At 67.8% G+C, this 25,701-nt stretch carries 25 protein-coding genes, 1 tRNA gene and 1 pseudogene; 20 read left to right on the plus strand and 7 right to left on the minus strand.

The annotated features are described in order from the left end of the window. The 6 genes and pseudogenes from G1H10_RS32570 to pulA form a co-directional block, all read left to right on the plus strand. On the plus strand, positions 1-809 hold an 809-nt coding region (locus G1H10_RS32570), incomplete at its 5' end, for a polymorphic toxin type 44 domain-containing protein (RefSeq protein WP_216853724.1). 108 nt (positions 810-917) lie between these two features. Further along, complete coding sequence (locus G1H10_RS27820; protein WP_163744131.1) at positions 918-1,430, plus strand: hypothetical protein; 513 nt, start codon at positions 918-920, stop codon at positions 1,428-1,430. Between the two features lie 645 nt (positions 1,431-2,075). Next, positions 2,076-2,714, plus strand: coding sequence for an NUDIX domain-containing protein (locus tag G1H10_RS27825; protein ID WP_216853725.1), 639 nt, complete (start codon positions 2,076-2,078; stop codon positions 2,712-2,714). 163 nt (positions 2,715-2,877) lie between these two features. After that, positions 2,878-3,993, plus strand: coding sequence for an alanine dehydrogenase (ald, locus tag G1H10_RS27830; RefSeq protein WP_163744271.1), 1,116 nt, complete (start codon positions 2,878-2,880; stop codon positions 3,991-3,993). Between the two features lie 26 nt (positions 3,994-4,019). After that, a complete protein-coding gene (gene xerD / locus G1H10_RS27835; RefSeq protein WP_163744134.1) occupies positions 4,020-4,922 on the plus strand; it encodes a site-specific tyrosine recombinase XerD in 903 nt (300 codons plus the stop codon). A gap of 56 nt (positions 4,923-4,978) precedes the next feature. Continuing rightward, a pseudogene (gene pulA / locus G1H10_RS27840) lies at positions 4,979-6,457 on the plus strand (pullulanase-type alpha-1,6-glucosidase); the annotation flags it as partial. 327 nt (positions 6,458-6,784) lie between these two features. Here pulA and G1H10_RS27845 read toward each other — a convergent pair. Further along, a complete protein-coding gene (locus G1H10_RS27845) occupies positions 6,785-7,723 on the minus strand; it encodes a LysR family transcriptional regulator (RefSeq protein WP_163744138.1) in 939 nt (312 codons plus the stop codon). A gap of 75 nt (positions 7,724-7,798) precedes the next feature. Between G1H10_RS27845 and G1H10_RS27850 the strand changes: the two genes are divergently transcribed. Continuing rightward, entirely contained in the window at positions 7,799-8,719 is a 921-nt protein-coding gene (locus G1H10_RS27850; protein ID WP_163744140.1) for a DMT family transporter, read from the plus strand. Positions 8,720-8,824: 105 nt separating this feature from the next. On the opposite strand, the gene G1H10_RS27855 is transcribed toward G1H10_RS27850, so the two are convergent. Continuing rightward, a complete protein-coding gene (locus tag G1H10_RS27855) occupies positions 8,825-9,232 on the minus strand; it encodes a RidA family protein (RefSeq protein WP_163744142.1) in 408 nt (135 codons plus the stop codon). An 83-nt stretch (positions 9,233-9,315) separates the two neighbouring features. Here G1H10_RS27855 and G1H10_RS27860 point away from each other — a divergent pair, with 83 nt between their 5' ends. Then, positions 9,316-9,948 carry a TetR/AcrR family transcriptional regulator gene (locus G1H10_RS27860; protein WP_163744143.1) on the plus strand — a complete coding sequence of 211 codons (633 nt, stop codon included), beginning with the start codon at positions 9,316-9,318 and terminating at the stop codon, positions 9,946-9,948. Positions 9,949-10,025: 77 nt separating this feature from the next. Here the strand turns inward: G1H10_RS27860 and G1H10_RS27865 are convergent, their stop codons facing one another. Next, a complete protein-coding gene (locus G1H10_RS27865; protein WP_163744145.1) occupies positions 10,026-10,766 on the minus strand; it encodes a maleylpyruvate isomerase family mycothiol-dependent enzyme in 741 nt (246 codons plus the stop codon). A 265-nt stretch (positions 10,767-11,031) separates the two neighbouring features. Between G1H10_RS27865 and G1H10_RS27870 the strand changes: the two genes are divergently transcribed. The 9 genes from G1H10_RS27870 to der all read left to right on the plus strand — a co-directional run bounded on the left by G1H10_RS27870 (position 11,032) and on the right by der (position 19,176). Next, positions 11,032-11,958, plus strand: coding sequence for a ParA family protein (locus tag G1H10_RS27870; RefSeq protein WP_312856651.1), 927 nt, complete (start codon positions 11,032-11,034; stop codon positions 11,956-11,958). Next, positions 11,949-12,881, plus strand: a complete 933-nt coding sequence (locus G1H10_RS27875) for a segregation and condensation protein A (RefSeq protein WP_163744149.1) — start codon at positions 11,949-11,951, stop codon at positions 12,879-12,881. Before G1H10_RS27870 ends, G1H10_RS27875 begins: the two co-directional genes overlap by 10 nt. Next, a complete protein-coding gene (scpB, locus tag G1H10_RS27880) occupies positions 12,874-13,794 on the plus strand; it encodes an SMC-Scp complex subunit ScpB (RefSeq protein ID WP_216853728.1) in 921 nt (306 codons plus the stop codon). Before G1H10_RS27875 ends, scpB begins: the two co-directional genes overlap by 8 nt. Beyond that, positions 13,787-14,527 (plus strand): pseudouridine synthase, encoded by a 741-nt coding sequence (locus G1H10_RS27885; RefSeq protein ID WP_174264727.1) that lies wholly within the window; start codon positions 13,787-13,789, stop codon positions 14,525-14,527. The genes scpB and G1H10_RS27885 overlap by 8 nt, the downstream gene beginning before the upstream one ends. Positions 14,528-14,793: 266 nt before the next feature. After that, positions 14,794-15,165 (plus strand): chorismate mutase, encoded by a 372-nt coding sequence (gene aroH / locus G1H10_RS27890; protein ID WP_163744275.1) that lies wholly within the window; start codon positions 14,794-14,796, stop codon positions 15,163-15,165. Next, positions 15,162-16,277, plus strand: a complete 1,116-nt coding sequence (locus G1H10_RS27895) for a prephenate dehydrogenase (RefSeq protein ID WP_216853729.1) — start codon at positions 15,162-15,164, stop codon at positions 16,275-16,277. The genes aroH and G1H10_RS27895 overlap by 4 nt, the downstream gene beginning before the upstream one ends. A 113-nt stretch (positions 16,278-16,390) precedes the next feature. Beyond that, a complete protein-coding gene (cmk, locus tag G1H10_RS27900; protein ID WP_163744153.1) occupies positions 16,391-17,092 on the plus strand; it encodes a (d)CMP kinase in 702 nt (233 codons plus the stop codon). A 56-nt stretch (positions 17,093-17,148) separates the two neighbouring features. Beyond that, the gene (locus G1H10_RS27905; protein ID WP_163744279.1) at positions 17,149-17,745 is read left to right on the plus strand and encodes a lysophospholipid acyltransferase family protein; all 597 of its coding nucleotides are present in this window, start codon (positions 17,149-17,151) and stop codon (positions 17,743-17,745) included. Between the two features lie 69 nt (positions 17,746-17,814). Then, the gene (gene der / locus G1H10_RS27910; RefSeq protein WP_163744155.1) at positions 17,815-19,176 is read left to right on the plus strand and encodes a ribosome biogenesis GTPase Der; all 1,362 of its coding nucleotides are present in this window, start codon (positions 17,815-17,817) and stop codon (positions 19,174-19,176) included. A gap of 52 nt (positions 19,177-19,228) precedes the next feature. Here der and G1H10_RS27915 read toward each other — a convergent pair whose 3' ends face one another. From G1H10_RS27915 to G1H10_RS27930, 4 genes are all read right to left on the minus strand, one after another. Continuing rightward, the gene (locus tag G1H10_RS27915; protein ID WP_163744157.1) at positions 19,229-20,164 is read right to left on the minus strand and encodes an NAD-dependent epimerase/dehydratase family protein; all 936 of its coding nucleotides are present in this window, start codon (positions 20,162-20,164) and stop codon (positions 19,229-19,231) included. 492 nt (positions 20,165-20,656) lie between these two features. Further along, a complete protein-coding gene (locus tag G1H10_RS27920) occupies positions 20,657-21,241 on the minus strand; it encodes a TetR/AcrR family transcriptional regulator (RefSeq protein WP_163744158.1) in 585 nt (194 codons plus the stop codon). 92 nt (positions 21,242-21,333) lie between these two features. Next, on the minus strand, positions 21,334-22,992 hold the full coding sequence (locus G1H10_RS27925) for a thiamine pyrophosphate-binding protein (RefSeq protein ID WP_163744160.1): 1,659 nt from the start codon (positions 22,990-22,992) through the stop codon (positions 21,334-21,336). Further along, complete coding sequence (locus G1H10_RS27930; protein ID WP_163744162.1) at positions 22,992-23,765, minus strand: cyclase family protein; 774 nt, start codon at positions 23,763-23,765, stop codon at positions 22,992-22,994. The genes G1H10_RS27925 and G1H10_RS27930 overlap by 1 nt, the downstream gene beginning before the upstream one ends. 315 nt (positions 23,766-24,080) lie before the next feature. Here G1H10_RS27930 and G1H10_RS27935 point away from each other — a divergent pair. The 3 genes from G1H10_RS27935 to G1H10_RS27945 all read left to right on the plus strand — a co-directional run bounded on the left by G1H10_RS27935 (position 24,081) and on the right by G1H10_RS27945 (position 25,667). Next, a tRNA-Pro gene (locus tag G1H10_RS27935) sits at positions 24,081-24,157 on the plus strand. Between the two features lie 378 nt (positions 24,158-24,535). Beyond that, positions 24,536-25,237, plus strand: coding sequence for a PDDEXK-like family protein (locus G1H10_RS27940; protein WP_163744164.1), 702 nt, complete (start codon positions 24,536-24,538; stop codon positions 25,235-25,237). A gap of 43 nt (positions 25,238-25,280) precedes the next feature. Then, complete coding sequence (locus tag G1H10_RS27945) at positions 25,281-25,667, plus strand: VOC family protein (RefSeq protein WP_163744166.1); 387 nt, start codon at positions 25,281-25,283, stop codon at positions 25,665-25,667. The last annotated feature ends 34 nt before the right edge of the window (positions 25,668-25,701 follow it).

Raw genomic sequence — 25,701 nt, forward strand, 5'->3', positions numbered from 1 at the left:
ACCAATTCCTGTCCCGCGACTCCTACACCGGCGCCCTCGCCGACCTCAACCTCACCACGTCCCCGTGGAACAACAACCGCTACGCCTACACCGGCGGCAACCCCATCTCCTACATCGAACTCGACGGACACCGACGCACCTGCTCGGACTGGACCATCGACTGCAACGCCACCGCCGACCCAGCCGAGGGAGGCAGAAGCGTATCTCGTGACGCCGATACTAGTGAGTACACTGAACTAGTAGATTACGTGCACGATGAAATTGTCACCAACTCGCAAAGTGATACAGTGGAGACGATTCGTTCTCGCCTGGAACGGTACCAGTACCTCACTGGCGACCTGAGCTTTTGGGCTCGGTTCCGCAGTTCATATGCGGGAGAGAACCCAGAATCGTACGCTTTGCTGGCCAATGCAACCTGGGCGGCCAAGGTATGCCAGAAGGTATGCGAGTGGGACCATAAGCCCAAGATTGAGGAACGCTTCGAAATGGATTCGAGGGAAAACTATTACACTCCGATAAAGGACCGGCCAGGGTACGAGGCCTACTACGACATATGGTCGAATATTCACTACGGGTACGTGGGAAGGTCCGCCGGTTTCGACGCCGACACGCTGCAGGAAGGGGCCGCATCAGGAAATCCGCTGGCTGGGGTAAATGACGCCGGTGACATAATAACCGTGCAAATCGGAATCGATTTGTACGATCAGCATGCGCCAACTGAACTCAAGCCTCAACATATACATCAGGCTATACTGAGCGCACTCCCGGAACTTAGTGCCGTCGGAACTGAACAACTACTGGTTCGATGAGTGTAGGTGAGAACTCTGGCTTCCAAGCGAGTCAAGTGGGTGGTTCGTGGTCTCCTTCTAGTGGCCACTGTGCTTGTCGCGGGGGGAGTCGTCTTTCTGGTAGACGTCGTGCGGAGCGAACAGCAATCAGTCTCACCTCAAGATCTCCTTGGTGCGGACCCGGATCTTGCTGGACCGAATATGGACGATAATTGGCAACTCGATGAGGAACAGACTTCGGGAGCGCACGGTTCGTACAATTCTGATGAGCATATTCGTCGCATATGGTCGAAAGTTGACGGCGGAGGGCGATTAGATCAAACAGTCTTCTTGTATTCGAACCCTGTCTGGGCAGAAGGTCAATACTGGCTTTCGCAGCCTCGTTGGGCGCATTCGGATGACTATCCCAGCTTCAACTCGGCGACTGATCCATACGATAGTGCCGATGCAGACCGCAGTCAGATGGTGTGTGCGGCAGGTTCAACGGAATCGTGCCAGATTTGGTTTTACTGGGCACGTTATGGCCAGTACCTGGTACAGATCCAATATGTCGGCGAAAATATTGATGAGGAGAAGTTCAGGCAACTCGTACGGCCGGTTGACCAATTTGTCGTAGACGTCCTGTCGGCTGGACCAAGGTAGGGAGGCCTACTAAGAACGCCTGCCGTGGTGGCGTGGCAGTAGCTCACTTTGATGTCAAAGCCATAAAAGGCACCACCGGGCAGGTCAGATATATTTTGCCTTCGCGGTGGCTCATTTCCAGGATAGGATCGGCTTTACGGCAGCCACACCCTTCTATGCGTGCAAATCATGCACATCCTGAATCGGGCCGCTAGAACCGCTATTGGGTAGTGGCCTGGTTCGACGCGCATGGTGTATACCTCGACGCTAGTGCCGTGTGACACAAGATGACTTCGGGAAGACGTTTTGATCGATTTTACAATGAATGGCCCACTGAGGATCGGCTATTCTTTAGCAATCAGTCAAGTGTTGTGAGCGGGCGTTTGGGTGTGGACGATCCAGAGTTTCCTGGTCAACTAGAATATGAAATCAGAACGCGAGGGCCAGTCCCGATCGCCGTGTACGTGGCGAATCGTGTATGCTCGCCCGGCAAGGAATGCAAGGCGCAGATTGCCCGAATCGAATATGGGTCGTGCTGCCATCAAACAAAGTAGACGCCTGATCTTCGTATACGGGTATGCGGTACGGCTGCCGGAGCCGGTACCCGGCCGCTGGGCCTTGCCATTCTCAGCCGGCTGTACGGCGCGCAGCGTAGGCTTGGCGCACGTGACGATTGAGGAGTTCAGGGACCGGCCGGAGAGCTGGCCCGTCGAGACGTCGGACGTGGTGTTCGAGGGCAAGGTCATCGCCGTCCGCAAGGACGTGGTGCGGTCGCCCGTCGACGGCACCACCTTCCAGCGCGACGTCGTCGTTCATCCGGGTGCGGTGGCCATTGTGGCACTGGACGAAGACGACCAGGTGCTCGTCGTGTCGCAGTACCGGCACCCGGTCGGCCACCGGCTGATCGAGCTGCCGGCCGGGCTGCGGGACATGGATGGCGAGCCGCCCCTGGAGACGGCCAAGCGCGAACTCTACGAAGAAGGACATATCCGGGCGACCGACTGGCGGGTGCTCACCGACGTGCTCAGCACGCCGGGCATGTGCGACGAAGCCGTCCGGGTCTACCTCGCCCGCGGCGTCACCGAGGTGCCCGACGACGAACGGCACAACGGCGAGCACGAGGAAGCCGACATGCCGGTCGCCTGGACACCGCTGGCCGATCTCGTCCAGGCTGTCCTCGGCGGCTCGGTGCAGAACGCGCTGCTGTGCATCGGGACGCTCGCTGCCTGGGCAGCCAGCCATGACGGCGGTTACGACGCGCTCCGTCCGGCGGATGCACCGTGGCCCGCCGGCGAACGTCAGTGATGATCTTGTTATCCGGCATGCGTCCGCATCGCGAGACGTTGCCCGGTCCGCTGATCTAGACTGCGCCCGTAGCCTCCGACATGGCACGCTCGGAACTAGGTGGCACCCGAGCGTCGCAGATGGGGCGATGGCCATCGCGGCTGGAACGGCGAAGGGGACGTTGGTGCTGATCGGCATTCCTACCGAGGTCAAGGACAACGAATACCGGGTGGCGATCACCCCGCCTGGCGTGCACGAGCTGGCCCGGCACGGGCACGACGTCGTCGTGCAGGCCGGCGCGGGCATCGGCTCGTCCATCCGCGACGACGAGTACATCTCCGCCGGGGCACGCATCGTCGAGTCCGCCGACGACGTGTGGGCCGACGCCGATCTGATCTGCAAGGTCAAGGAACCGGTGCCGGACGAGTATCACCGGATGCGCCGCGGGCAGGTGCTCTTCACCTACCTGCATCTGGCGGCGTCGCGCGAGTGCACCCAGGCGCTGCTCGACGCCGGGATCACGGCGATCGCCTACGAGACCGTCCAGACCGCCGACGGTCACCTGCCACTGCTGGCGCCGATGAGCGAGGTCGCCGGGAGAATGGCGACGCAGGTCGGCGCGCACGTGCTGGAGCGCGCCCAAGGCGGGCGCGGAATCCTGCTGGGCGGCGTGCCCGGCACCCAGTCTGCCAAGGTGGTCGTCATCGGTGCCGGGGTGGCCGGGATGAACGCCGCCGTCATCGCCGCCGGGATGCTGGCCGACGTCTGGGTCCTGGACAAGAACGTCGCCCGGCTGCGCGAGGTCGAGGAGCTCTACGGCGGGCGGATGCAGACCATCGCGTCCAACCTGTACGAGGTGGAGAGTGCGGTGCTCGATGCCGACCTGGTGATCGGTGCGGTCCTCGTGCCCGGTGCCAAGGCGCCGACGCTGGTGCCGGACAGGCTGGTGGAGCGCATGCGCCCCGGCACGGTGCTCGTCGACGTCGCCATCGACCAGGGTGGATGCTTCGAGAGCTCGCGGCCGACGACGCACGCCAACCCGACGTTCCGCGTCCACGAGTCGATCTTCTACTGCGTGGCGAACATGCCGGGCGCCGTCCCGCACACCTCGACCTACGCGCTCACCAATGTCACCCTGCCGTACGTGGTGGAGCTGGCGGATCAGGGCTGGCGCTCAGCGCTACGATCGGATGCGGCACTGGCGCGCGGACTGAACACCCACGACGGTCACGTCGTGTACGCGCCGGTCGCCGAGACACACGGCCTAGCGGTGACCGACCTGAACGAGGTGCTCAACTGAGCAGCGACACCGGACTGGACAAGGCAGTGCGGGCGTATCTCGACCACTTGGCGGTCGAGCGTGGCTTAGCCGCGAACACGCTCGCGTCGTACCGTCGTGACCTGCGCCGATACGTCGACTTCCTAGTCGGCCAGGGACGGGTGGAACCGACCGATGTGGTCGAGACCGACGTCACCGCGTTCCTGCGCAGCCTCCGCGAGGGCGACGAGATCTTCCCCGCGCTGGGGGCCAGCTCTGCCGCCCGCACCGTCGTCGCGGTGCGCGGGCTACACCGGTTCCTCTGCCGCGAGGGCATCACCGACGTCGATCCGGCCGGCGCCGTCCGTCCACCGACGCCGCCGCGCCGATTACCGAAGGCGATCCCGCTGGACCAGGTGGAGCGCTTGCTGGCCGCCGCATCCACCGGCGACGGTCCGCGTGCACTGCGCGACCGGGCGTTGCTGGAGTTGCTGTACGGCTGTGGTGCACGCATCTCCGAGGCGGTGGGGCTGGACCGGGACGACGTCGACCTGGAGACCGCCACCGTCGTCTTGCGCGGCAAGGGCGGCAAGACCCGGATCGTGCCGATCGGCTCCTACGCGCGGGACGCGGTGGAGGCCTACACGGTCCGCGGGCGGCCGGCGTTGCTTGCGGTCGGCAAGGGCACGCCAGCGCTGTTCCTGAATGCCCGCGGCGGCCGGCTGTCCCGGCAGAGCGCCTGGACGGTGCTGCGCACGGCGGCGGAGCGGGCCGGGCTCGGCTCGACGCTGTCGCCGCATACGCTGCGCCACTCGTTCGCCACCCACCTGCTCGACGGCGGCGCCGACGTCCGCGTCGTCCAGGAGCTGCTGGGCCACGCCTCCGTCACGACGACACAGGTCTACACCCTGGTGACCGTCGAGCACTTGCGCGAGGTGTACGCCGCCGCCCACCCACGCGCCCAAGGGTGACCATGATCATGAGCAGAAACCGTTCACATAGCACGGTTTATGTTCATGATCATGAGATGGTGGCCGCCCTGAACGGCGCCGGGCTGCGCGTCGTCATGGACGTCGTCTACAACCACACGCACGCCGCCGGGCAGGACGAGCAGTCGATCCTTGATCGGATCGTGCCCGGCTATTATCAGCGGCTGTCCGCGACCGGTGAGCTGGAGACGTCGACGTGCTGTGCGAACACGGCGTCGGAGCACGCGATGATGGAGAAGCTGATCGTCGACTCGGTCCTGACCTGGGCCCGCGACTACAAGGTGGACGGTTTCCGGTTCGACCTGATGGGTCACCACAGCCGGTCCACCATGGAGGCGGTGCGGGCGGCGCTGGACGAGCTGACCGTCGACGACGACGGCGTGGACGGTGAGAGCGTCTACGTGTACGGCGAGGGCTGGAACTTCGGCGAGGTCGCCGACAACGCCCGGTTCCGTCAGGCCACGCAGCTGGAGATGTACGGCGCCGGGATCGGCACCTTCAACGACCGGCTGCGCGACGGAGTGCGCGGCGGCGGCCCGTTCGACGACGACCCGCGGCTGCAGGGCTTCGGCAGCGGCCTGTTCACCGATCCGAACGCGTCGCCGGAGAACGGCACGCCGGAGGAGCGGCGGGCTAAGCTGCTGCAACACCAGGACATGATCAAGGTCGGGCTGGCCGGCAACCTGCGCGACTTCGTGTTCGTCGATCACACTGGCGCAGAGGTGACCGGCGCCGACGTCGACTACAACGGCTCGCCGGCGGGCTACGCGGCTGATCCGGCCGAGGTGGTCACCTACGTCGACGCGCACGACTACGAGACCCTGTTCGACGCGTTGACCTACAAGCTCCCGGTGGACACGCCGATGGCGGACCGGGTGCGGATGAACACGCTCTCGCTGGCGACGACGGCGCTGGGCCAGGGGCCGTCGTTTTGGCACGCCGGGGCGGACCTGCTGCGCTCGAAGTCGCTGGACCGCAACTCCTACGACTCGGGGGACTGGTACAACCGGATCGACTGGACGGGGGAGGAGAACACGTTCGGCTCCGGCTTGCCTCCGGCGCCCGACAACGAGGCGAAATGGGACTTCATGCGCCCGCTGCTGGCCGATCCGGCGCTGAAGCCGAGCCCGTCCGACATGGCCGCCGCGACCGCGGCCGCGCAGGATCTGCTGCGCATCAGGTACTCGTCGCCGCTGTTTCGCCTCGGCTCCGCCGAGTTGATCCAGGAGCGGGTGAGCTTCGGCGGCGGAGCGGACCAGACTCCGGGCATCATCGTGATGGAGATCGCCGACGGCTCGGGCTCCGGTGACGGCTCCGACATCGATCCCCAACGCGAGCGGATCGTCGTCGTGTTCAACGCGACGCCCGAGGCGCAGACCGTCTCCGTCGGCGACCCGGCGTCGCTGCAGCTCCATGCCATCCAGGCCGACGGTTCCGACAACGTCGTCAAGGACACCGAGGTCGGCGCCGACGGCGTCACCGTTCCGGCCCGCACCGTCGCCGTCCTCGAGCAGTAATCAGCTGGACCTCATGGTCTGACGCACAAGCTTCCACATGGCCCGCCATCCTGTGCAGCAAGCTTCCACATGGTTGCTATGGCGACAGCATGCTTCCGCGCGGCGTGCCCCGGTGGGCAGCGAGCTTCCACGTGGCCTGTCATCCTGTGCAGCAAGCTTCCACATGGTTGCTATGGCGACCGCATGCTTCCGCGCGGCAGACCGCCGTGTGCAGCGAGCGTTCGCATGGCGTGCCACCGTGTGCAGCAAGCCTCCATATTGTCGCGATAGATCGCCGCGATAGCGACAGATGATTCCCAGTCAGGAAGCAGGCTCTGCAACGGCCGCCTACGCCGGTTCTGTGACGGCGGTCAACGCCGGTTCTGGTACGGGGTCGATCTCGTTCGCGTCGACGCGCGCGTGCAGGAGTTCGACGATGCGCCGCGCGGCCGGATTGCGGCGCAACGACTCGCGCACGCGGACGGAGATGCGGCGCACGGGAACCGGATCCACCACCGGCACCGCGACCAGCCCAGCCGGGAGCGTGCCGACGCCGAGCCGGGGCAGCACCGTGATGCCGACGCCGGCGGCGACGAACGAGATGGCCGTCGGGTAGTCATGCGTCTCGACGTGGAACCCGGGGCTGACGCCGACCGCGGAGCACGCGTCCAGCAGCGCCTGCCGGCAGGGGCCGCGGGAGAAATCGTTGTCCACCCACGGTTCGTCGGCGAGTTCGCGCAGCGGGATGGAACGCCGTCCGGCCAGCGGGTGCGTCTCCGGGAGAACCGCGACGTACGGCTCTTCGAGCAGGGGATACACGTCGTAACCCTGAATGGGGCCGGACTCCGCGCCCTCGACGAAGATCTCGACGTCCGGCGCCGACTTGTGTTCGTCGGCGAGTTCGATCAGCCGCAGGTCGATCCGTAGCTCGGGGAACTCGCGGGTAAGGGCCGCGACAACCGGTGGGATCCACGCCGCCCCGGCCGAGGCGAAATAGCTGATGGACAACGTGCCGACCCGGCCCTCGCGCAGGTCCGTCACGACCGCGTCCAGTTCGGCCAGTCGCTCGAGCGCGGCGGCGGCCTCGTCGGCCAGCATCCGCCCGGTGGCGGTGGGTTCGATGCCGCGTCCATTGCGCTCCACCAGCCGCAGGCCGGTCTCCCGCTGCAGGGCGGTGAGGTGCTGGCTGACCGCCGACGGCGTGTAGCCCAGGTTCGTGGCTGCTTGGTGCACGGATCCGGTGGCGACGACGGCCCGGAAGACGCGCAGACGGTGCGGATCGAGCATGGCGACTATTGTACAGCACTACTGAATGATCGTACAGAAACATTCGCTTGTGCTGATGCATAGCGCGGACGCACCATGAATGCCGTGACGACAACCATCGCGCCGGCCCCGGTTTCCGCAGCGCCGGCACAGCAGTACCGCACCGTCCTCGCCGCCGCCGTGACCGTGGTCCTATGGGCGTCGGCGTTCGTCGGCATCCGGATGATCGGCAGCACATACTCGCCGGGAGCACTCGCCTTCGGCCGGATCGCCGTCGGAGCCTTGGTGCTCGGCGTCATCGCGTGGCGCTACGGGCGGCTGACGCTCCCGACGGGCCGCGCCCGCTGGCTCGTCGTCGCGTACGGGGCTGTGTGGTTCGCCGCCTACACCGCCGTGCTCAACCTCGCCGAGCATCATCTCGACGCGGGCACGGCCGCGTTGCTGGTCAACGTCGCGCCGATTCTGGTGGCGGTGTTCGCCGGCGTGTTCTTCGCCGAGGGGTTCCCGCGGCCGCTCGTCGTCGGGATCGGGATCGCGTTCTCCGGGGTGGTGTTGATCGCGGCCGGTGGGTCGGGCGGCGGTTCGGTGAACGAGACGATCGGAATCTGGCTCGGCCTGCTCACCGCGCTGCTCTACGCCAGCGGCGTGCTCATGCAGAAGATCGTGCTGCGCAGCGTCGATGCGGTCACCGCCACGTTCTTCGGATGCGCCGCCGGGGCGCTGGTGCTGGTCCCGTTCGCACCTCAGTTCGTCGAGCAGAGCCTGACCGCGTCCGGTGGCGCGATGGCGGGCGTGGTCTACCTCGGTGTGTTCCCCACGGCGATCGCGTTCAGCACCTGGGCGTATGCGCTGGCCCGCACCGACGCGGGCCGGATGACCGCGACGACGTTGACCGTGCCGGCGATCGCGATCCTGCTGTCGTGGGCGTTCCTCGGTGAACTCCCGACCGTCGTGGGCATGATCGGCGGATCGCTGTGCCTGCTCGGTGTGGCCATCAGCCGCCGCCGCCCGAGATGACACGCTTTCGAGTTCATGGTCTCTGGCCGCACTTCCTGGGCGCATGTAACGGATACAGGGCCTGAAGCCGACTCCAAACGTGACGTCCGGTCAGGAAGTCGGAGCTCAGTCGAGGACCGCGGTGGCTTCTACCTCGACCAATAGATCGGGTTCGCCGAGCGCCGCGACGCCCAACAGCGTGATCGGCTTGGTGGGATCGACGCCCATGGCCGCCGCCGCCCTGGACACGCCCTCGCCGAGCAGCGGCATCTTGTCCGGCGTCCAGTCCACGACGTAGATGGTCAGCTTCGCGACGTCGTCGAAAGAGCCGCCGATCTCGGCCAAGGCGGTACCGATATTGACGTACGCCTGCTCGACCTGGGCAGCCAGATCACCGTCGCCGACGGGGTTCCCTTCGGCGTCGCGTGCGACCTGTCCGGCCAGGAAGACCAGCTTCGATCCGGTGGCGATCGAGAGCTGGCGGTACACCTCGGGCTTCGGCAGCCCGTCGGGATTCACCAATGTCACGGCCATGACCGACTCCTCGTTCTGCTCTGTGGCGTCACGTCGTGTGCCGCCCACCGCTAAAACATAGCACCGTTATGTATTGTTGGAGCATGGTGAGGAGGAAGGATCCCGCGGTCCGATCGCTGCTGATCGAGCGAGCCGCCCAGATGCTCCGTTCCCGGGAGCCGATCACCCTCCGCTCGCTCGTCGCGGGAACCGATGTTTCGACGATGGCGGTGTATACGTATTTCGGCAGCATGGACGGCTTGTGGAAGGCCGTGCGGCAGGAAGGGTTCACCCGGCTCGCGGCCAGGCTCGCGAACGTCACGATGACGGCGGACCCGGTACGGGATCTTGCCGCCCTCAGCGTCGCCTACCTGTCCAACGCCGCGGCCAACCCCGATCTCTACCGGGTCATGTTCGACGCCGGGTTCGATCTCGAGGACTCCGAAGCCGCCGACGAGACGCTGCACCTTCTGGTCCGCACCGTCGAGCGGGCCAAGAGTGCAGGCCGTTTCCACCCGGAGGTCGATGCGCTGGAGTTGGCGACGCAGGGCTGGGTGATCGGCCACGGCCTGGCCTCGCTCGTGCTCACCGGGCCGCTGCCGCGCGAAGCGCTTGCCCACGGGCCGCCGGTGCTGACCGCTCTGTTCATCAGCGCCGGCGACGAGCCGGCCCGATGCCGTGAGTCGATGGGACGCGGCTGGAACCCTGAGTGCCTCGTGGGCTCAAGTAATGGATAGCGGCCCGGGAGAGGTTCCAAACGTTACGTGAGCCCACGAGGCTCGGCCGGATCGTGCCGCCGTCATCGTGCCGCCCGTCACTGGGTGGCGACGGCCATCCGGGCGTGGAGCTGATCGACGACGGACGCGTCCCCGTCGACGGTGAGGCTGTCGCCCGGTCCGCGGCGCCACAGCCACAGGTAGAGCATGGACGGTTCGCCGGTGACCGTCGCATCGACGGGCATGTCGGGCCAGCGGTCTACCTGGGCGACGACGGCCATCGGCTCCATCACGATCCGCCAGGCCTCGTCGGCGGCTCGCGCCCGGACGATCGCCGACGAAGCGTCGCGGTACGGCTCGTCGCTCCAGTCGCCGGCGAGCATGAGCCGCAGCACCTCGTCGATTCCGTCCAAGGCCAGCGCGGCGTCGACCGGCGTCAGCGCATCATGCGCCAGCTCGACGTCGACCCGGTGGATCGCGGTCTCGTGCGCCATTCGCCGTCCCCAGAAACCGACCGTCCGTTCGTCCCACCACCACGTCTCGGCGAACTCGAGCGGGTCGCGGCTGCTCAGCTCGGTCAGCAGCTCGTCGGCGGATCGCCGGAAATAGTCCAGCGTCGGTTCGTCGTCGCGTTCCGGCGGCCATGGATCCGGGAACCTCTTGTCTCGCATGCACGCGACCTTGTGCTGGTACACCTCCGCCGTATGTTCCACCACGTCGCGTACCGTCCATCCAGGGCATGAAGGTACGGCGAGGTCCTGGCCGCGTTCCGCCTCGGCGGCGATACGTTCGGCGTCGGCCCGCACGTGGTCGATGTACCGCTCATGGCTCAGTCTCATGCCGGCGATCCTCGCAGCCGGCTGCGCCACCCACAACGGGATTCGGGTGCCGTGCGGATGTCCTGGTCGTGACCCGGTGCCGTGCCGCATGCCGGCGCGGAGACCTGGACGGGCGCGGCAATCGGGATGCGGCAATGCGGTTGGGCGCGGAAATGTGGATGATTACGACGCGCAGCGGTGCGGCTACGCTGTGCGTGGTCGAACTGGGAGTAGTCTCGGCTATCGAGGACTGGTAGGCCTACGAGCGCGAGGAGCTGAAGAACCCGTGCCACCGTCGAATGCGGACGCCGCGGCCGGAGTGCTGCCGCTCGAAGGCGTCGGTGCGGCTTCCCACGCGTCGTCGGAGGAAGTCGAACACGACCTGGGTCACACACGACGCCAGCAGGTCGAATTCCCCAAGCCCGCTCCGCTGGACCGGCACGGCCCGGCGCGGATCGTGGCCATGTGCAACCAGAAGGGCGGCGTGGGGAAGACCACGTCCACCATCAACCTCGGTGCCGCACTGGCCGAGTACGGCCGGAAGGTACTGCTGGTCGATTTCGACCCGCAGGGCGCGCTGTCCGTCGGGCTGGGGCTGAATCCGCACGATCTCGAACTGTCGATCTACAACGTGCTCACCGACAGTTCGCTGCGCGCTGAGCACATCCTGCAGAAGACCTCGGTCAGCGGCATGGACCTGCTCCCAGCCAACATCGACCTCTCGGCGGCCGAGATCCAGCTGGTCACCGAGGTCGGGCGGGAGCAGGCGCTGTACCGGATCGTGCAGCCGCTGATCCCGCACTACGACGTGATGCTCATCGACTGCCAGCCGTCGCTCGGCCTGCTCACGGTGAACGCCCTGTGCGCGTCGGACGGCGTGATCGTGCCGCTGGAGTGCGAGTATTTCGCCCTGCGCGGCGTGGCGCTGCTGCAGGAGACGATCGAGAAGGTCCGTGACCGGCTCAACCCGCGGTTGCAGATCGAGGGCTTGCTGGCCACCATGTACGACTCGCGCACCGTGCACGGCCGCGAGGTCCTCACCCGGCTGATCGAGGGATTCGACAACCGCGTCTTCCATACGGTGGTGGGCCGAACGGTGCGGTTCCCGGAGACCACCGTGGCCGGTCAGCCGATCACCACCTTCGCGCCGTCGTCGCCGGGTGCCAAGGCCTACAAGCAACTTGCGCGGGAGGTCCTGGCTCGGTGGGAGTGACCAGCGAGACGGAGTCGGCGCTGCTGCTCGACGCCGACGAGTTCGACCAGCTCGATGGACGAGCAGCGGTCGAGGACCAGGCCGGGGTCGAGTCCGAGGCGGAGGCCGGTGAGCCGAGTTCGGGGTTCGAGGTCCATCTGGACAACTTCGAGGGCCCGTTCGACCTCCTGCTGACCCTGATCGCCAAGCACAAGCTCGACGTCACCGAGCTGGCGCTGCATCAGGTGACGGACGAGTTCATCGCCTACATCAAGGCGGCCGAGTGGGATCTCGACGAGGCCAGCCAGTTCCTGCTGGTGGCGGCGACGTTGCTGGACCTGAAGGCGGCACGCCTGCTGCCCAGCGGTGAGGTCGAGGACGAGGACGACCTCGCCTTGCTGGAGGCACGCGACCTGTTGTTCGCCAGGCTGCTGCAGTACAAGGCGTTCAAGGAGCTGTCGGCGGTGTTCGCCGCGCGGCTTGCGGAGGAGTCGTTGCGGTTCCCGCGGGCCGTCGGGCTGGAGGACCGGTACTCCGACCTGCTGCCGGAGGTGGTAGTCGGGCTCGGGCCGGAGGAGCTGGCTCAGCTCGCGGCGCGCGTGCTCACCCCGAAGCCGGAACCGACGGTCGGGCTGGCACACCTGCACGAACCGCGGGTGAGCGTGCGCGAACAGGCCCGGGTCGTGGTGGACTGGCTACGCCGATCGCGACAGATCACCTTCCGGGCGCTGGCGATGGACTCGCCGTCCACGACGCACGTCGTCGCCCGTTTCCTGGCGCTGCTGGAGTTGTACCGGGAGCGAGTGGTGGCCTTCGAGCAGGTCGCGCCGCTGGGTGACCTGACCATCCGGTGGACCGGCGATGACGACGACGAATCCCCGATCGGCATCGGTGACGAGTTCGACGGACCCGCTGAGGAACAGGAGGACGACGCCGGTGAGTGACGACGAACGCCTGAACGGCGATCATCGGACACGCGGCGCGAACGGGATGGTTCAGACTGCGCTGCCGGGGAATGGCGCCGAGGCCGCCGACGCCGGCGCTACGGATGTCGTAGCTGCCGCAGCTGCCGCTGGTGACGACGCCGCGGCCGCCGCTGGTGCTGGTGACGGCGCTGCTGGTGCCGAGCCGTCGCTGTCCGCGTCGATCGAGGCGATCCTGCTGGTAGTGGACGAGCCCATCGATGAGGTGACGCTCGCTCAGGTCCTGGAGGTGCCGCGAGACGAGATCTCGGCGACGCTGCGGCGCCTCGCCCAGGAGTACACCGACGCCGGGCGTGGGTTCGAGCTGCGCAGCGTGGCTGGTGGCTGGCGGCTGTATACCCGGACGGAATGCGCTGCGGTGGTGGAGCGGTTCGTCCTCGACGGACAGCAGGCGAAACTGACCCAGGCGGCCCTGGAGACGCTGGCCGTGGTGGCGTACCGGCAGCCGGTGAGCCGGGCGCGAGTGTCCGCCATCCGCGGCGTGAACTGCGACGGCGTGATGCGGACCCTGACCACCAGAGGGTTGGTCGAGGAGGCGGGCGTCGACCACGAGTCCGGCGCGACGTTGTTCCGCACGTCGTCGTACTTCCTTGAACGGCTGGGGCTGAGCTCGCTCGACGAACTGCCGCCGCTGGCGCAATATCTGCCGGACATCGACGACATCGAGAATGAAGGAGAGTCGGTGTCGAGTGCCTCGCACCGGATCGACGTCCCGGACGGCGCTCTCGGCGCGCCGACGGACGATCCGGATGACGTGTCCGACGACGAGCCGGGCGGTGAGCCGGAGAACGGGCCGAGTGGCGAGCCGCACCTTGCTTCGGCCGATGCCGCTGACGGCGGCACACCCCTGGGCTCCCAGGTGCAGGATGGCTGAGGCCCGTGAAGGCGTCCGGTTGCAGAAGGTCCTCGCCGCGGCGGGGGTGGGCAGCCGGCGCGCCTGCGAGGAGTTGATCGCGGCCGGACGCGTCGAGGTGGACGGCCGGACCGTGCGGACCCAAGGCGTGCGCGTCGATCCCGCGACGGCGGTGATCAAGGTCGATGGCATGCGGGTGACCACCGCCGAGGCGGGGCTGGCGTATCTCGCGTTGAACAAACCTCCCGGCGTCGTGAGCACCATGACGGATCCGGAGGGGCGACCGAGCCTGGCGGATTACGTCGAGGGACGTAAGGAGCGGTTGTTCCACGTCGGCCGGCTGGATGTCGACACCGAGGGGTTGATCCTGCTCACGAACGACGGCGAGCTGGCGCATCGGCTGGCGCACCCCAGTTACGGTGTGCAGAAGACCTACCTGGCCGAGGTGCACGGAACGGTCGCGCGCGACGTCGGCCGGCAGTTGCGAGCAGGCGTGGAGCTGGACGACGGTCTGGTCAAGGTCGACTCGTTCCGCGTTCTGGACCGGGTCGGCAGGCGGATCATGGTCGAGGTGGTCCTGCACGAGGGTCGCAAGCACGTGGTGCGCCGGTTGCTGAAAGAGGTGGGTCATCCCGTTCAGCGGTTGATCCGGACCCACTTCGGGCCGGTCGCGTTGGGCGATCTGCGCCCCGGCAAGATGCGGCCGTTGACGAGTGCCGAGGTGGCGCAGCTGTACCAGGCGGTCGACCTGTGAGCCGTTGAGGCCTGCGCCGCCCGAGCCATCATGTGCTTGCCGCGTCCGGAACGTACGACGGCGAGCTGCTGGCGATCATCGATCCATTGAATGTGCCCTTGCCGCCTGCCGCCTGCCGACTGCGCCCGTTAGGACCCGCTGGGCCGTGGCGCGATGCGACGAGGTAACCGGCTGCGGCGGGCGCTACAGTTGAACGTCGCAACGACTGCGGCGGCACGCGGGCGTCGCCCGGTACGGATCAGAAGCGGAGCGCGAACGGGGACATGGTGAGAGTGCGAGCGGTACGGGGCGCGACCCAACTCGAGGTGGACGAGGCCGAGCACCTGCTGGAGCGCACGGCCGAGTTGATGCAAGCCGTCCTGAAGCGCAACGATCTCACCGCCGACGACGTGATCAGCATCTTCCTCACCGCAACCCCGGACCTGCGCTCGGCTTTCCCTGCGGCGGCGGTACGCGGACTCGGGATCACCGACGTGCCGCTGATGTGTGCCCAAGAGATGGATGTGCACGGCGCCATGCCCCGGGTGGTCCGGCTGATGGCGCACGTTCAGACGCCGCGCACCCGGGACGACATCCGCCACGTCTACCTGCATGGCACCACTGTGCTCCGGGACGACCTCCGCGAGGATGACGAGTGAGCGACAGCAGTCGGCGAGCCGGGCTGGAGAACGGCCGATCGGCGCTCAGCGACGGGGTGCTGATCGTCGGCACCGGGCTGCTCGGCACGTCGCTCGGTCTGGCGCTGCGCCGCGCCGGGATCGATGTGCGACTGCGCGACACCAAGTCGGAGACCCTGGCGGAGGCGGTACGGCTGGGAGCCGGACGGCCGAGCGAGCCGGGTGACGCGCCGGCCGCGCTCGGCGTGGTGGCGGTGCCTCCGGAGGCGGTCGCGGGCGTCGTCGCGGACCTCCTGGACGCCGGAGACGCCGAGTACGCCACGGACGTCGCGAGCGTGAAGGCGATGCCCGCGGAGCAGGTCCGCGCGCGTCTCGGACCGGCCGGGCGCTACGTCGGCAGTCATCCGATGGCCGGCCGCGAAGTGTCCGGGCCGGGCGGCGCACTGCCGGATCTGTTCGAAGGCCGACCCTGGGTGGTCTGCCCCGACGAGCACACCGACCAGCAGGCCGTCACCCGTGCGCTGGCCGTGGCGCGGCTCGCGGGAGCGGCCCCGGTGACGATGTCCGTCGCCGATCACGACGCCGCCGTCGCGCTCGTGTCGCACGCGCCGCACCTGGTGTCGGTGTTGATGGCGGCCCGCCTGGTGGACGCGCCGGACCATGAGATCCGGCTCGCCGGCCCCGGCGTGTCGGACGTGACCCGGATCGCCGGTGGTGACCCGGGACTGTGGACAGAGATTCTGAGCGCCAACGCGGCGGCGGTGCACGACGTGCTCAGCGACCTCCGCGACGATCTGGACCGGACGCTGGCCGCGCTGGCGTCGCCGGAGCCCGCCCGCTCCGCCCTGTACCAGCTGATGCGTTCCGGCGTGGACGGCCGCGGCCGCCTCCCCGGGAAGCACGGCGAAGCCCATGCGGAGTTCGTCACGGTCGCGGTCATGGTGGACGACCGGCCCGGACAACTCGCGAGGCTGTTCGCCGACGTCGACGCCGCCGGAGCGAACGTCGAGGACGTGCGGATCGACCACAGCCCAGGGCAACCGGTCGGTCTGGTGGAGATCGACGTCCGGCCGGGCACCGACGCTGACCTGCGCACGGCGTTGACCGAGCGCGGCTGGAACGTTCCCCGCTGAACACGTCAACCGAGCGAGACGGCCGGGCCGAGAACGCGCCGGCGACGCGCCATCAGCGTGGCGGGGCGTGGCCATGCAGCCGATCGCGAGCCGGACAGACTACCCTTCTCGTCGTGTCTTCCCAATCCGCACACTCCGCGGCCGACCTTGTGGTCGCCATCGATGGTCCGTCGGGCTCGGGTAAGTCGAGCGTCGCCAGGCGCGTGGCCCAAGTCCTTCAGCTGAGATACCTCGACACCGGTGCGATGTACCGCGCGGTGACGTGGTGGCTGCTCGAGCAGGGGGTGGAACTGACCGACACCGAGCGTGCGGCGGAGCTCACCGCCCGGATCCCGCTGCGGATGGGGACGGATCCGCAACGGCCGACGGTGCATGTGGGCGACGTGGATGTGGCCGGACCGATCCGCGAGAGCAGAATCTCGGCCGCGGTCAGCGCGGTCGCGACCAACTTGGGGATCCGGCGGGAGCTGGTAGCGCGGCAGCAGGCGATCGCGGCGGAGCGCGGCGTCGTCGTCGAGGGCCGCGACATCACCACGGTCGTGGCGCCGGACGCGCCGGTGCGGGTGTTGCTGACCGCCAGCGAGGAGACGCGGTTGTCCCGCCGTGCCAACGAGCTGCACGGCGAATCCACGGAGTCCACGGTCGAAGCGACACGGGACGAGGTGCTGCGCCGGGACGCGGACGACTCCACGGTCGCGCGTTTCCTGGATGCGGCCGAGGGGGTAGACGTGGTCGACTCGTCGCATATGACGCTCGACGAGACCGTGCGCGCCGTGCTCGACCTGGTGGAGAAGCGGACCGGGATCACACCGTGACCGAGGTACGGACTCCGGGCAGGCGTGGAGCCGCCGTCGGCCGTCGGCTGGCGGCGATGCTGGCCGGCATGCTGTGGTCGGTGCGGCTGCACGGGAAGCACAACGTGCCCGCGGCCGGACCGGTGATCCTCGCCCCGCACCACACCGGTTTCATGGACGCGCCGCTCCTCATGGCCACGTGCCCGCGCCCGGTGCACACGTTGGCCAAACGGGAGCTGTTCCGTGGGCCCGTCGGTTGGGTGCTGCGGGGCGTCGGCCAGATCCCGCTGGACCGGGACGACCCGGGGCGGAACCTGCTCGAAGCCGGCATGGGCGTACTGGACGACGATCGTGTTCTGGTGGTCTTCCCGGAGGGCACCCGCGGTGCGGGCGATTTCGCCCAGATCCGGCCGGGACTCGCGTGGTTCGCCGTGCGGTCGGGGGCGCCGGTCGTTCCGGTCGTCTTTCACGGAACGGGTACGCGAGGCCGTACCCTGGCAGGGATGCCACGGCTGCGGTCGCGGCTGGACGTGGTCTTCGGTGAGCCGGTCACGCTGCCGGTCGGCGGACCTCGTACCAGATCGGCGCTGGCGGCGGCGACCGAGCAGCTGCGAGAAGAGCTGGTGGCCCACCGCAAGGCGGCGCTGGAGATGTTGAACGACGATTCCCCGTGATCAACGCTGAGGGCCGGCCATGAGCGGCCTAGCGGTTGATGAACATGGGCGAGGTGACGAGGAGAACGCGTGAGCGAGCCAGTCGAGGCCGTCGAGGCTGACACCGGGCAGGTGCCGCTGCCGGTCGTGGCGGTGGTCGGTCGGCCCAATGTCGGCAAGTCGACGCTGGTCAATCGTATTCTGGGCCGCCGGGAAGCCGTCGTGGAAGACGTGCCCGGCGTCACCCGGGATCGGGTGGCCTATGACGCCGAGTGGGCGGGCCGGGCGTTCACCTTGCTCGATACCGGCGGTTGGGATCCGGAGGGCCAGGGGATGGCCGCACGGATCACTGCGCAGGCGGAGATCGCCGTGGTCGCCGCGGACGTGGTGATTTTCGTGGTGGACGTGACGGTCGGCGCGACAGACGCGGACGAGGCGGTCGTGCGCGTGCTGCGCCGGGCGGGTAAGCCGGTCGTGCTGGCGGCGAACAAGGTCGACGGGCCGACCACCGAGGCGGACGCGGCGGCGCTGTGGAACCTCGGCCTGGGCGAACCGCATCCGGTATCGGCGCTGCACGGCCGGGGCAGTGGCGACATGCTGGACGCGGTCCTCGCGGCGTTGCCGGATGCACCGCCGGAGAGTTTCGACGAGGAGACGGGGCCGCGCCGGGTGGCTCTGGTGGGCAAACCCAACGTCGGCAAGTCGAGCCTGTTGAACAAGCTGGCGGGGGAGGACCGGGTGGTGGTCGACGCGGTGGCCGGCACCACCGTGGACCCGGTCGACGAGCTGATCTCCCTCGGCGACCGGGAGTGGCGGTTCATCGACACCGCCGGAATCCGCCGGCGCGTCCGGGAGGCGTCCGGCGCCGAGTACTACGCATCGTTGCGGACGGCCGCGGCTCTCGAACGGGCCGAGGTGGCCGTCGTTCTGATCGACGCCAGCGAGCCGCTGGCCGAGCAGGACCTGCGGATCATCTCCATGGTGGAGGAAGCCGGCCGGGCGCTGGTGATCGCGTACAACAAGTGGGACCTGCTCGATGACGAGCGCAGGGAGATGCTCGAGCGCGAGATCGACCGCCAGCTGATCCGGGTGAGCTGGGCGATGCGGGTGAACGTCTCGGCGTTGACCGGCTGGCATGTCGACCGGCTGGTACGGGCGATGGACACCGCCTTGGAGGGCTGGACCACCCGGGTGCCGACGGCCAAGCTGAACGCGTTCCTGGGCGAGGTCGTCTCCGCGCACCCGCACCCGGTCCGAGGCGGCAAACAGCCGCGGATCCTGTTCGCTACCCAGGCTGACTCGCGGCCGCCGCGGTTCGTCCTGTTCGCCAGCGGCTTCCTGGAGGCGTCGTATCGGCGGTTCCTGGAGCGGCGGCTGCGCGAGCAGTTCGGCTTCGCCGGTACGCCGATCGAGCTGTCCGTTCGCGTGCGCGAGCGCCGCTCCCGCTCTTGATCCTATGATCATGAACACTAACCGTTGATCTAACCCGGGTTAGTGTTCATGATCATGGGGAGTACCACTCGATCGTGTCGGCGAGGGCCTCGCGTAGCGGTGTCGGGCGCACCCCGAAGGTGTCCTCGAACGCGGTCGAGACCATGTTCTGCGGGATCAAGTGCTGGTAGAACATCTCCGCGTACTCGCGCATGAACGTCTCGTCGAACGGTCCGTACGGCTTCGCCTCGGCGAGCACGTCGACGGTCAGCGGCCGGCCGATGAGATCTTCCGTCAGACGATGGACCTCCGCGGTGCTGACGGCAGGCACCGTCGGCAGGTGCCAGACCCGTCCGTCGCCGGCCTCCGTGGTGCCGAGCGTGACCAGCCCGCGGGCGACATCGCGGATGTAGGTGTAGCTGTGGGGCAGGTTGATGTCGCCGAGCGCAAGCGCCGGTTGTCCGGTCAATGCGGGCGGGAAGAAGGCGCCACCGAGCGTGGAGTTGAGCACTCCTGGACCGAAGAAGTCGGCCGAGCGGCCCAGCACCGTGCGAACGGTGCCGGACTCGTGTGCGTCGAGATAGCGCCGGTCGAGCTCGGCCCGGAGCCGGCCCTTGCGGGTCGTCGCGCTCCACGGGGTCGACTCGGTGATGTGGTCGCCGTCCGCCTCCCCGTATGGATAAAGGGTGTCCAGGACGACGAGTTTGGCACCGTGCCGCTCCGCGCCGCTGAGGATCGAGTCGGCGATCGCCGGCATGAGGTCGACCTGCAGGTGGTAGGCGACGTTGACCGCGTGGTAGATCGTGGACGCGCCCTCGGTTGCGGCGATCGCCGCCTCGGGCGTGGATAGGTCTGCCTGGTGGGTCTCGACGCCGTCGGGTGCGCCGGTGATCGGGCCACGGGCGACGTGCCGGACGCGCAGGCCGCGGCCGGCGAGCTCTTCGGCGATCGCCGTTCCGGCCGGTCCGGCACCGAGGACGACGTGCAGGCCGGTGTTGCTGCTGCTCATATTCGATCTCCTTTTCCTGCGATGAGGGCTGAGTGAGGCTCGGACGATGATTGCCGTGGATCGGTGGGGTCAGGGCCCCACCGATCCACGGCGCAAACGCGGGCACGCCGCGGCGATCAGTTCCAGGCGCCGGGCATGATCACGGCGGCGAGAACCAGGACGGTGAGCGTGGCCCACCACGCGATGCGCTCGGCGGGCCGAGGATGGTTGTGTTCGTGAAGCGGAGACATGGTCCTCCTCGTGAGTGATTGGTCAATCACTTGATGGGTCGAAAATTAAGCCCTGCGCGGGCAGGGGATGTCACCGGAGCCCTCTGATGAAGGGTCAGGTGTTTTTTTGGAAACTCTGTGCGTGTGGGGAACCTCGGTGACTGTTGGAAGGTGCTGTGGGTGTGGGAACGTCGGCGACGCTGCTGTCAGCTCCAGGCGACGAACATGGCGACGTCGAGGATGGCGAGCGGAATCAGGGCGATCCAGCGTGCGGGCATGCGGGTCATGGCGTTTCACCTCCTTGCTCGGCGTGGTGGCGGATGCCTTCGGTCAGAGAGTGTGCCCATGGCTCGTCGACGCCGAACAGATCGAGTGTGGTGAGCAGGTGGCAGAGCTGCCCGAAGGCCATGAATCGCTGGACCTCGGCCGGCGACCCGCCGGAGCGGGACTGGGCGAACGAGGTCACGCGCGCGATGCCGCGCCGGACCGCCTCGGCGATCTCCGGCACGTCGGTTGCGGCCTGTGCGTGTACCTGCAGCATCATCAGGTCGCGGTCGGCGATGAGGGCCGCGTACGAGGCTCCCATGGCATCCAGCACGTCCGCGGGCGCCTGGCCGTCGGTCTTCGTCGCGCCGTCCTCGAGGGCGTCGATAATCTGCTGATAGCACCGGTCCAGCGCCGCGACGAAGAGTGCGACCTTCGCCGGGAACAGTTTGAACACGTACGCCGGAGAGATCTTCGCGTGTTCGGCGACGGCGGCGATGGGGGTGCTGGCGTAGCCGGATCGGGCGAAGACGGTGATGGCGCTGGCGACCACGGTCTCGCGCCGGGCGTCGGCCGTGGAGAGGTGTGGGCGCTGCGTCGTCATGTGAGTGACTGTACACTCACTCACGACGGAAAGCAATCGCGGTCGAAGACGGCAGGTCGTCGCCGTAACCGAGGTGGGCGCGGCATCGGAGGTCAGTGGCCGCGGAATGCCTCCTCGAGCCACCACGCGCCCTGCGGTGTGGCGATCTTCGCGTCGACGAGCAATGGACGCTCCCGCGATCCTGCCAACCACTGCGCGACGGCGGCTAGGTCGGCAGGGGTGCGGACGGTGGCGGAGTCGAACCCGTAGCCGGCGCCGATCGCGGCGATGTCGGTCTCCGGGAAGGTCACGGTGTCCAGCGGCGCACCGTCGGCGAAGTGGTGTACCTCGGCGCCGTAGGCCTCATCGTTGTACACCACGACGACCATCGGCAGGCCGAGGCGGCGCACGGTGTCCAGCTCCGCGGCCGCCATCAGGGTGCCCCCGTCACCGAGCGCGGCGACCGGCAGCCTCTCCGGCTGCGCCAGCGCCGAGCCGATCGCCGTGGCCAGACCGAGCCCGATCGACTGGAACGACTGGGTGAAGCAGAACCCGTTCTCGTCCGGGACGGACAGGTACGCGCTCGGATAGCCCATGAAATTCCCCGAGTCGACCGCGACCACGCGCTGCTCAGGAAGGAGGTCGTCGAGCTCGATGGTCAGCGTGCGGGGATCGATGCGGGCATCGCCGCCGGTGCCGGTGGACCAGTCCTCGTACGGGACGTCGCGCCAGCGTAGACCCTCCCGCAGCCGCCGCAGGATGGCGTCGCTGCGGTAGCCTTCCGGTGCCTCCGGCAGATCCCACAACGCCTGGGCCGCTGCCGCCGCGACACGGGCGCTGTCGCCTACGATGCCGTGGTCCACCCGGCGGTGCACTCCGATCGCGTCCGGCTCGATGTCCACCTGGGCCACGGTGGTGCCGGCGCCCACCAGGCGTCCGTGCCGCATGGTCCACATGTTCAGCATGCAGCCGAAGCCGACGATGACGTCCGCACCGGCGATGAGTTCAGCGGCGAGCGGGGAAGCGAAGCCACCGGAGACATCGAGGGACCACGGGTTCGGCGTGAACAACCCCTTGGCGACGGCCGACGTCGCCAGCAGGGCGCCGCAGGCTTCGGCCAGGTCGGTGAGCTCGGCGCCGGCGTGCCGCGCGCCCCGGCCGGCGACGATGACCGGACGTTCGGCCCGGCTCAGCAGGGTGACCAGCGTGGCGATGTCGTCCGTCGACGGCTCGACGGTTGGTCCGGGTGCATCGACGGGGCCGGCGGCCGGTGCCGCCGATGCGTCCGGAGCCGGCTCCGCCTGTACCTCGAGGGGCAGGTTGAGTACCACGGTCCGGCGTTCGTCGCGGGCCATCGCATAGGCGCGGGCAGCGTCCTGCGTAGCGGTCTCGGCGGAGGTCAGCCGCGCGCTGTGCGCCCCGATCGCGTCGGCGAGTCCGGGCTGGTCGACGAAGAAGTTGGAACGTGGAGCCGTGGTCTCGGCGGCGAGCACCAGCATCGGCGTCCTGCTCTTGGCCGCCTCGGTGATGCCGGTCAGCGCGTTCGTCAGCCCGCACCCCTGATGCACGGTGACCGCGGATACGGTTCCGCTCATCCGAGCGTAGGCATCCGCCATGGTGGCTGCGCCTGCCTCGTGGCGGGCGGCCACGTAGTGCGCGCCGGAGGCGATCAGGGCGTTGGTGACGTGGAAATTGCCGCTGCCGACGACGCCGAAGACCTGACGAAGCCCGCACCGGGCCAGCGTGCGGCCGACCGACTCCGCGACGTTCATCAGTGCTCCACCATGGCGAACACGCGGGCCGGGCTGCCGGAGCCGCCGACGATCGGCAGCGGCGCGGCGACGACGACGGCGCCCGTCGGAGGGAGCCGGTCGAGGTTGCGCAGCTGGGTCAGGCCGTACTTGCCGGCTCCCAGCAGGAACGCGTGGCACGGGAACGGCGGCTCGAAGGAATGCGCCGCGCCGGCGTCGGTGCCCACGGTCTCCACGCCCATGCCGGTGATCGGCGCTTCGTCGGCGAGCCACTTGGCACACTCCGCGCTCACACCCGGCGTGTGCGGGCCGGCGTCGTCGGCGTTGAGGAACTCGTCCTGGCTTCCGGCACGTGCGTCCCAGCCCGTCCGCAGCAGCAGCCAGCAGCCGTCGGGTAGCGGACCGTGTGCGGCCTCCCACGCCCTGATGTGGTCGATCTCCAGCAGGAAGTCCGGATCGGCCTGTGCCTGTTCGCTGACGTCGATCACCGCGGCGGGTGCCACCAGGCGGACCGGTGACAGCTGCGAGACGTCCTCGCCGTCACGACCAGTGATCCAGTGGTTCGGCGCATCCAGGTGGGTACCGGTGTGCTCGCCCGTCCTGATGTTGTTCCAGTACCAGGCGGGGCCGCGGTCGTCGTACCGGCTGATCTCCTCGAGCTGGAACGTGGCGGTCTGGCCGAAGGGCTCCGGCAGCACCAGAATCGGCGTGGACTCACGCAGCGGTGCGGTCAGGTCGACCAGTTCCACCCGTCCGGTGGCCAGGGCGGCGGCGAGTTCGCTGAGCAGGGGCATGAGGGCGCTCCTTGTCACGTGATCCGGCGGTGGGCGCGCTCGAGGCGGATGCGACGGTGGTCCGTCCCGGCGGCTGCGGATCATCCTCCTGCCTGGTGGCACCACGAGTCCAGCCCCGTGATCCGGCCTGTGGATAACTCGCCGTTGCGGGCTCGGCCATCGATCGACTCGCGACCCGAAGAACCCATCCCACGGTGCGCCGGCGGTGGTGGGCGGGTGGGGTACTGGGCGAGTTGTCGCGCGCACGTTGCCCACTTCTTGTCCGGGTGCCGTGTGGTGTAGAGTGTCTTTCGACTTGAGGTTACGTCGAGTCAGCGGGCTGTGGCGTAGTTTGGTAGCGCGTCCGGCTGGGGGCCGGAAGGTCGCCAGTTCGAATCTGGCCAGCCCGACCATGTGGTTCTGAGAACGCACACCCCTGGGTCTTGAGGCCCAGGGGTTTCTTGTCGAGGGACCTCGATTGGGCGCCACTGAGCTCCACATGGGCGTGTGGCTCAGTAGCCTGCCAGTGGGACCAGAGGCGGAGCTTGCCATACCGCTGACCATGCCTACCGCGGTTCCAGGCCATCATCGCATCGTTGGGGTCGCTCACCCCATCGTTCGCTCGCTGATCCTCGATCTGCCCGGACAGTGCAGCTACAGGCCCTTAAGCATGATTAATCGTCGACGGCGTGCATTAGCCTGTGTTTATTGGCACGAACCTAGCAGATCGGCGGTCCTGGACCGATGAACAGCTTCGAGACGCAGTATCCTCCTGTACCAACTGGCGGCAGGTGGCTGAAGCGCTTGGTCTTGCCAAAAGCTCGACGAACCGGGTCCGTCACCATGCCGAACGACTGGAACTGGACACGTCGCACTTCCGCGGAAAGCGGAAGTGGTCCGATCAGGAGCTCAGAACTGCGGTGGCGGAGGAAGACTCATGGGCTGGCGTCAACCGTCGGCTGGGGCTTGTTGATTCGTACGAGAGTCGAGTGAAGATCAAGGGACACGCGATCAGGCTCGGCCTGGATGTTTCCCATCTGAGCCAGCGCGCCTATGCCCCTCCTTCGCCGAAGCCTTTGTTCCGCGAAGCCCCGGATCCGAAGCGCCTACGGATAGCCGCCGAACCGATCGCGGTGGCGTGGTTCACTATGCACGGCATGTCGGTAGCGGTTCCCTCGGAGCCGCGCGAATACGACGTGCTGGTGACCTTCCCGGACGGCATCAAGCGTGTCCAGATCAAGAGCACGACGAGTCGTGCTTCGGACGGGAAGTGGCAGGTAGGCATCGGGCGCCGTCCGTACTCGTTGGACAAGAGCGCCCGCAAGGTGCCTTATGATCCCGACCTGCTGGATTACTTCCTGGTGATCAATGGCATGGGTGACATCTACCTGTTGCCTGTCGGCGCCCTCGCTGGGCGCACGGGCATCGTGTTGGATAGCTATCCGGAATACAAGGTCGGAAGCACCGCGAGCCTATTCGCACCGTCACCGTGAAGTATTGAACATGCGGTCACCACATACCTGGCATGATGTCGGGATGGCGCGGTTGCGGGACGTAGTGATCGACTGTGCGAAGCCGGCACCGCTGGCTCGATTCTGGGCGGCGGCGCTCGACGGATATCGCGTGGCGCCGTACGACGACGAGGAGCTGGCCCGCCTGCGAGGCCTCGGAATCGACGACCCGGAAGACGACCCCTCGGTGCTGGTCGAACCGGTGACCGGGGCAGGGCCCCGGCTGTGGTGCACACGCGTGCCGGAACCCAAACGCGGTAAGAACCGCGTACACCTCGACATCGTCGCCGATGATCCGGACGACGAGCGCACGCGCCTGGTCGGCCTCGGGGCGACGGTCTTGCGGCAGGATGCCGACGGGTGGACCGTCCTGGCGGATCCCGAGGGCAACGAGTTCTGCCTGGAGGCATGAACACGCCGGTCACGACCCACCGCAGGCGGCACGG

The sequence above is a fragment of the Phytoactinopolyspora halotolerans genome, assembly GCF_010550675.1.
GTDB lineage: Bacteria > Actinomycetota > Actinomycetes > Jiangellales > Jiangellaceae > Phytoactinopolyspora > Phytoactinopolyspora halotolerans.

Coding starts and splice junctions, on each gene's coding strand:
- G1H10_RS27845 (WP_163744138.1), bottom strand. CDS start 7,723: ATGCTCGATCCGCACCGTCTGCGCGTCTTCCGGGCCGTCGTCGCCACC.
- G1H10_RS27850 (WP_163744140.1), top strand. CDS start 7,799: ATGAATGCCGTGACGACAACCATCGCGCCGGCCCCGGTTTCCGCAGCG.
- G1H10_RS27855 (WP_163744142.1), bottom strand. CDS start 9,232: ATGGCCGTGACATTGGTGAATCCCGACGGGCTGCCGAAGCCCGAGGTG.
- G1H10_RS27860 (WP_163744143.1), top strand. CDS start 9,316: ATGGTGAGGAGGAAGGATCCCGCGGTCCGATCGCTGCTGATCGAGCGA.
- G1H10_RS27865 (WP_163744145.1), bottom strand. CDS start 10,766: ATGAGACTGAGCCATGAGCGGTACATCGACCACGTGCGGGCCGACGCC.
- G1H10_RS27885 (WP_174264727.1), top strand. CDS start 13,787: ATGGCTGAGGCCCGTGAAGGCGTCCGGTTGCAGAAGGTCCTCGCCGCG.
- G1H10_RS27905 (WP_163744279.1), top strand. CDS start 17,149: ATGCTGGCCGGCATGCTGTGGTCGGTGCGGCTGCACGGGAAGCACAAC.
- G1H10_RS27915 (WP_163744157.1), bottom strand. CDS start 20,164: ATGAGCAGCAGCAACACCGGCCTGCACGTCGTCCTCGGTGCCGGACCG.
- G1H10_RS27920 (WP_163744158.1), bottom strand. CDS start 21,241: ATGACGACGCAGCGCCCACACCTCTCCACGGCCGACGCCCGGCGCGAG.
- G1H10_RS27925 (WP_163744160.1), bottom strand. CDS start 22,992: ATGAACGTCGCGGAGTCGGTCGGCCGCACGCTGGCCCGGTGCGGGCTT.
- G1H10_RS27930 (WP_163744162.1), bottom strand. CDS start 23,765: ATGCCCCTGCTCAGCGAACTCGCCGCCGCCCTGGCCACCGGACGGGTG.
- G1H10_RS27945 (WP_163744166.1), top strand. CDS start 25,281: ATGGCGCGGTTGCGGGACGTAGTGATCGACTGTGCGAAGCCGGCACCG.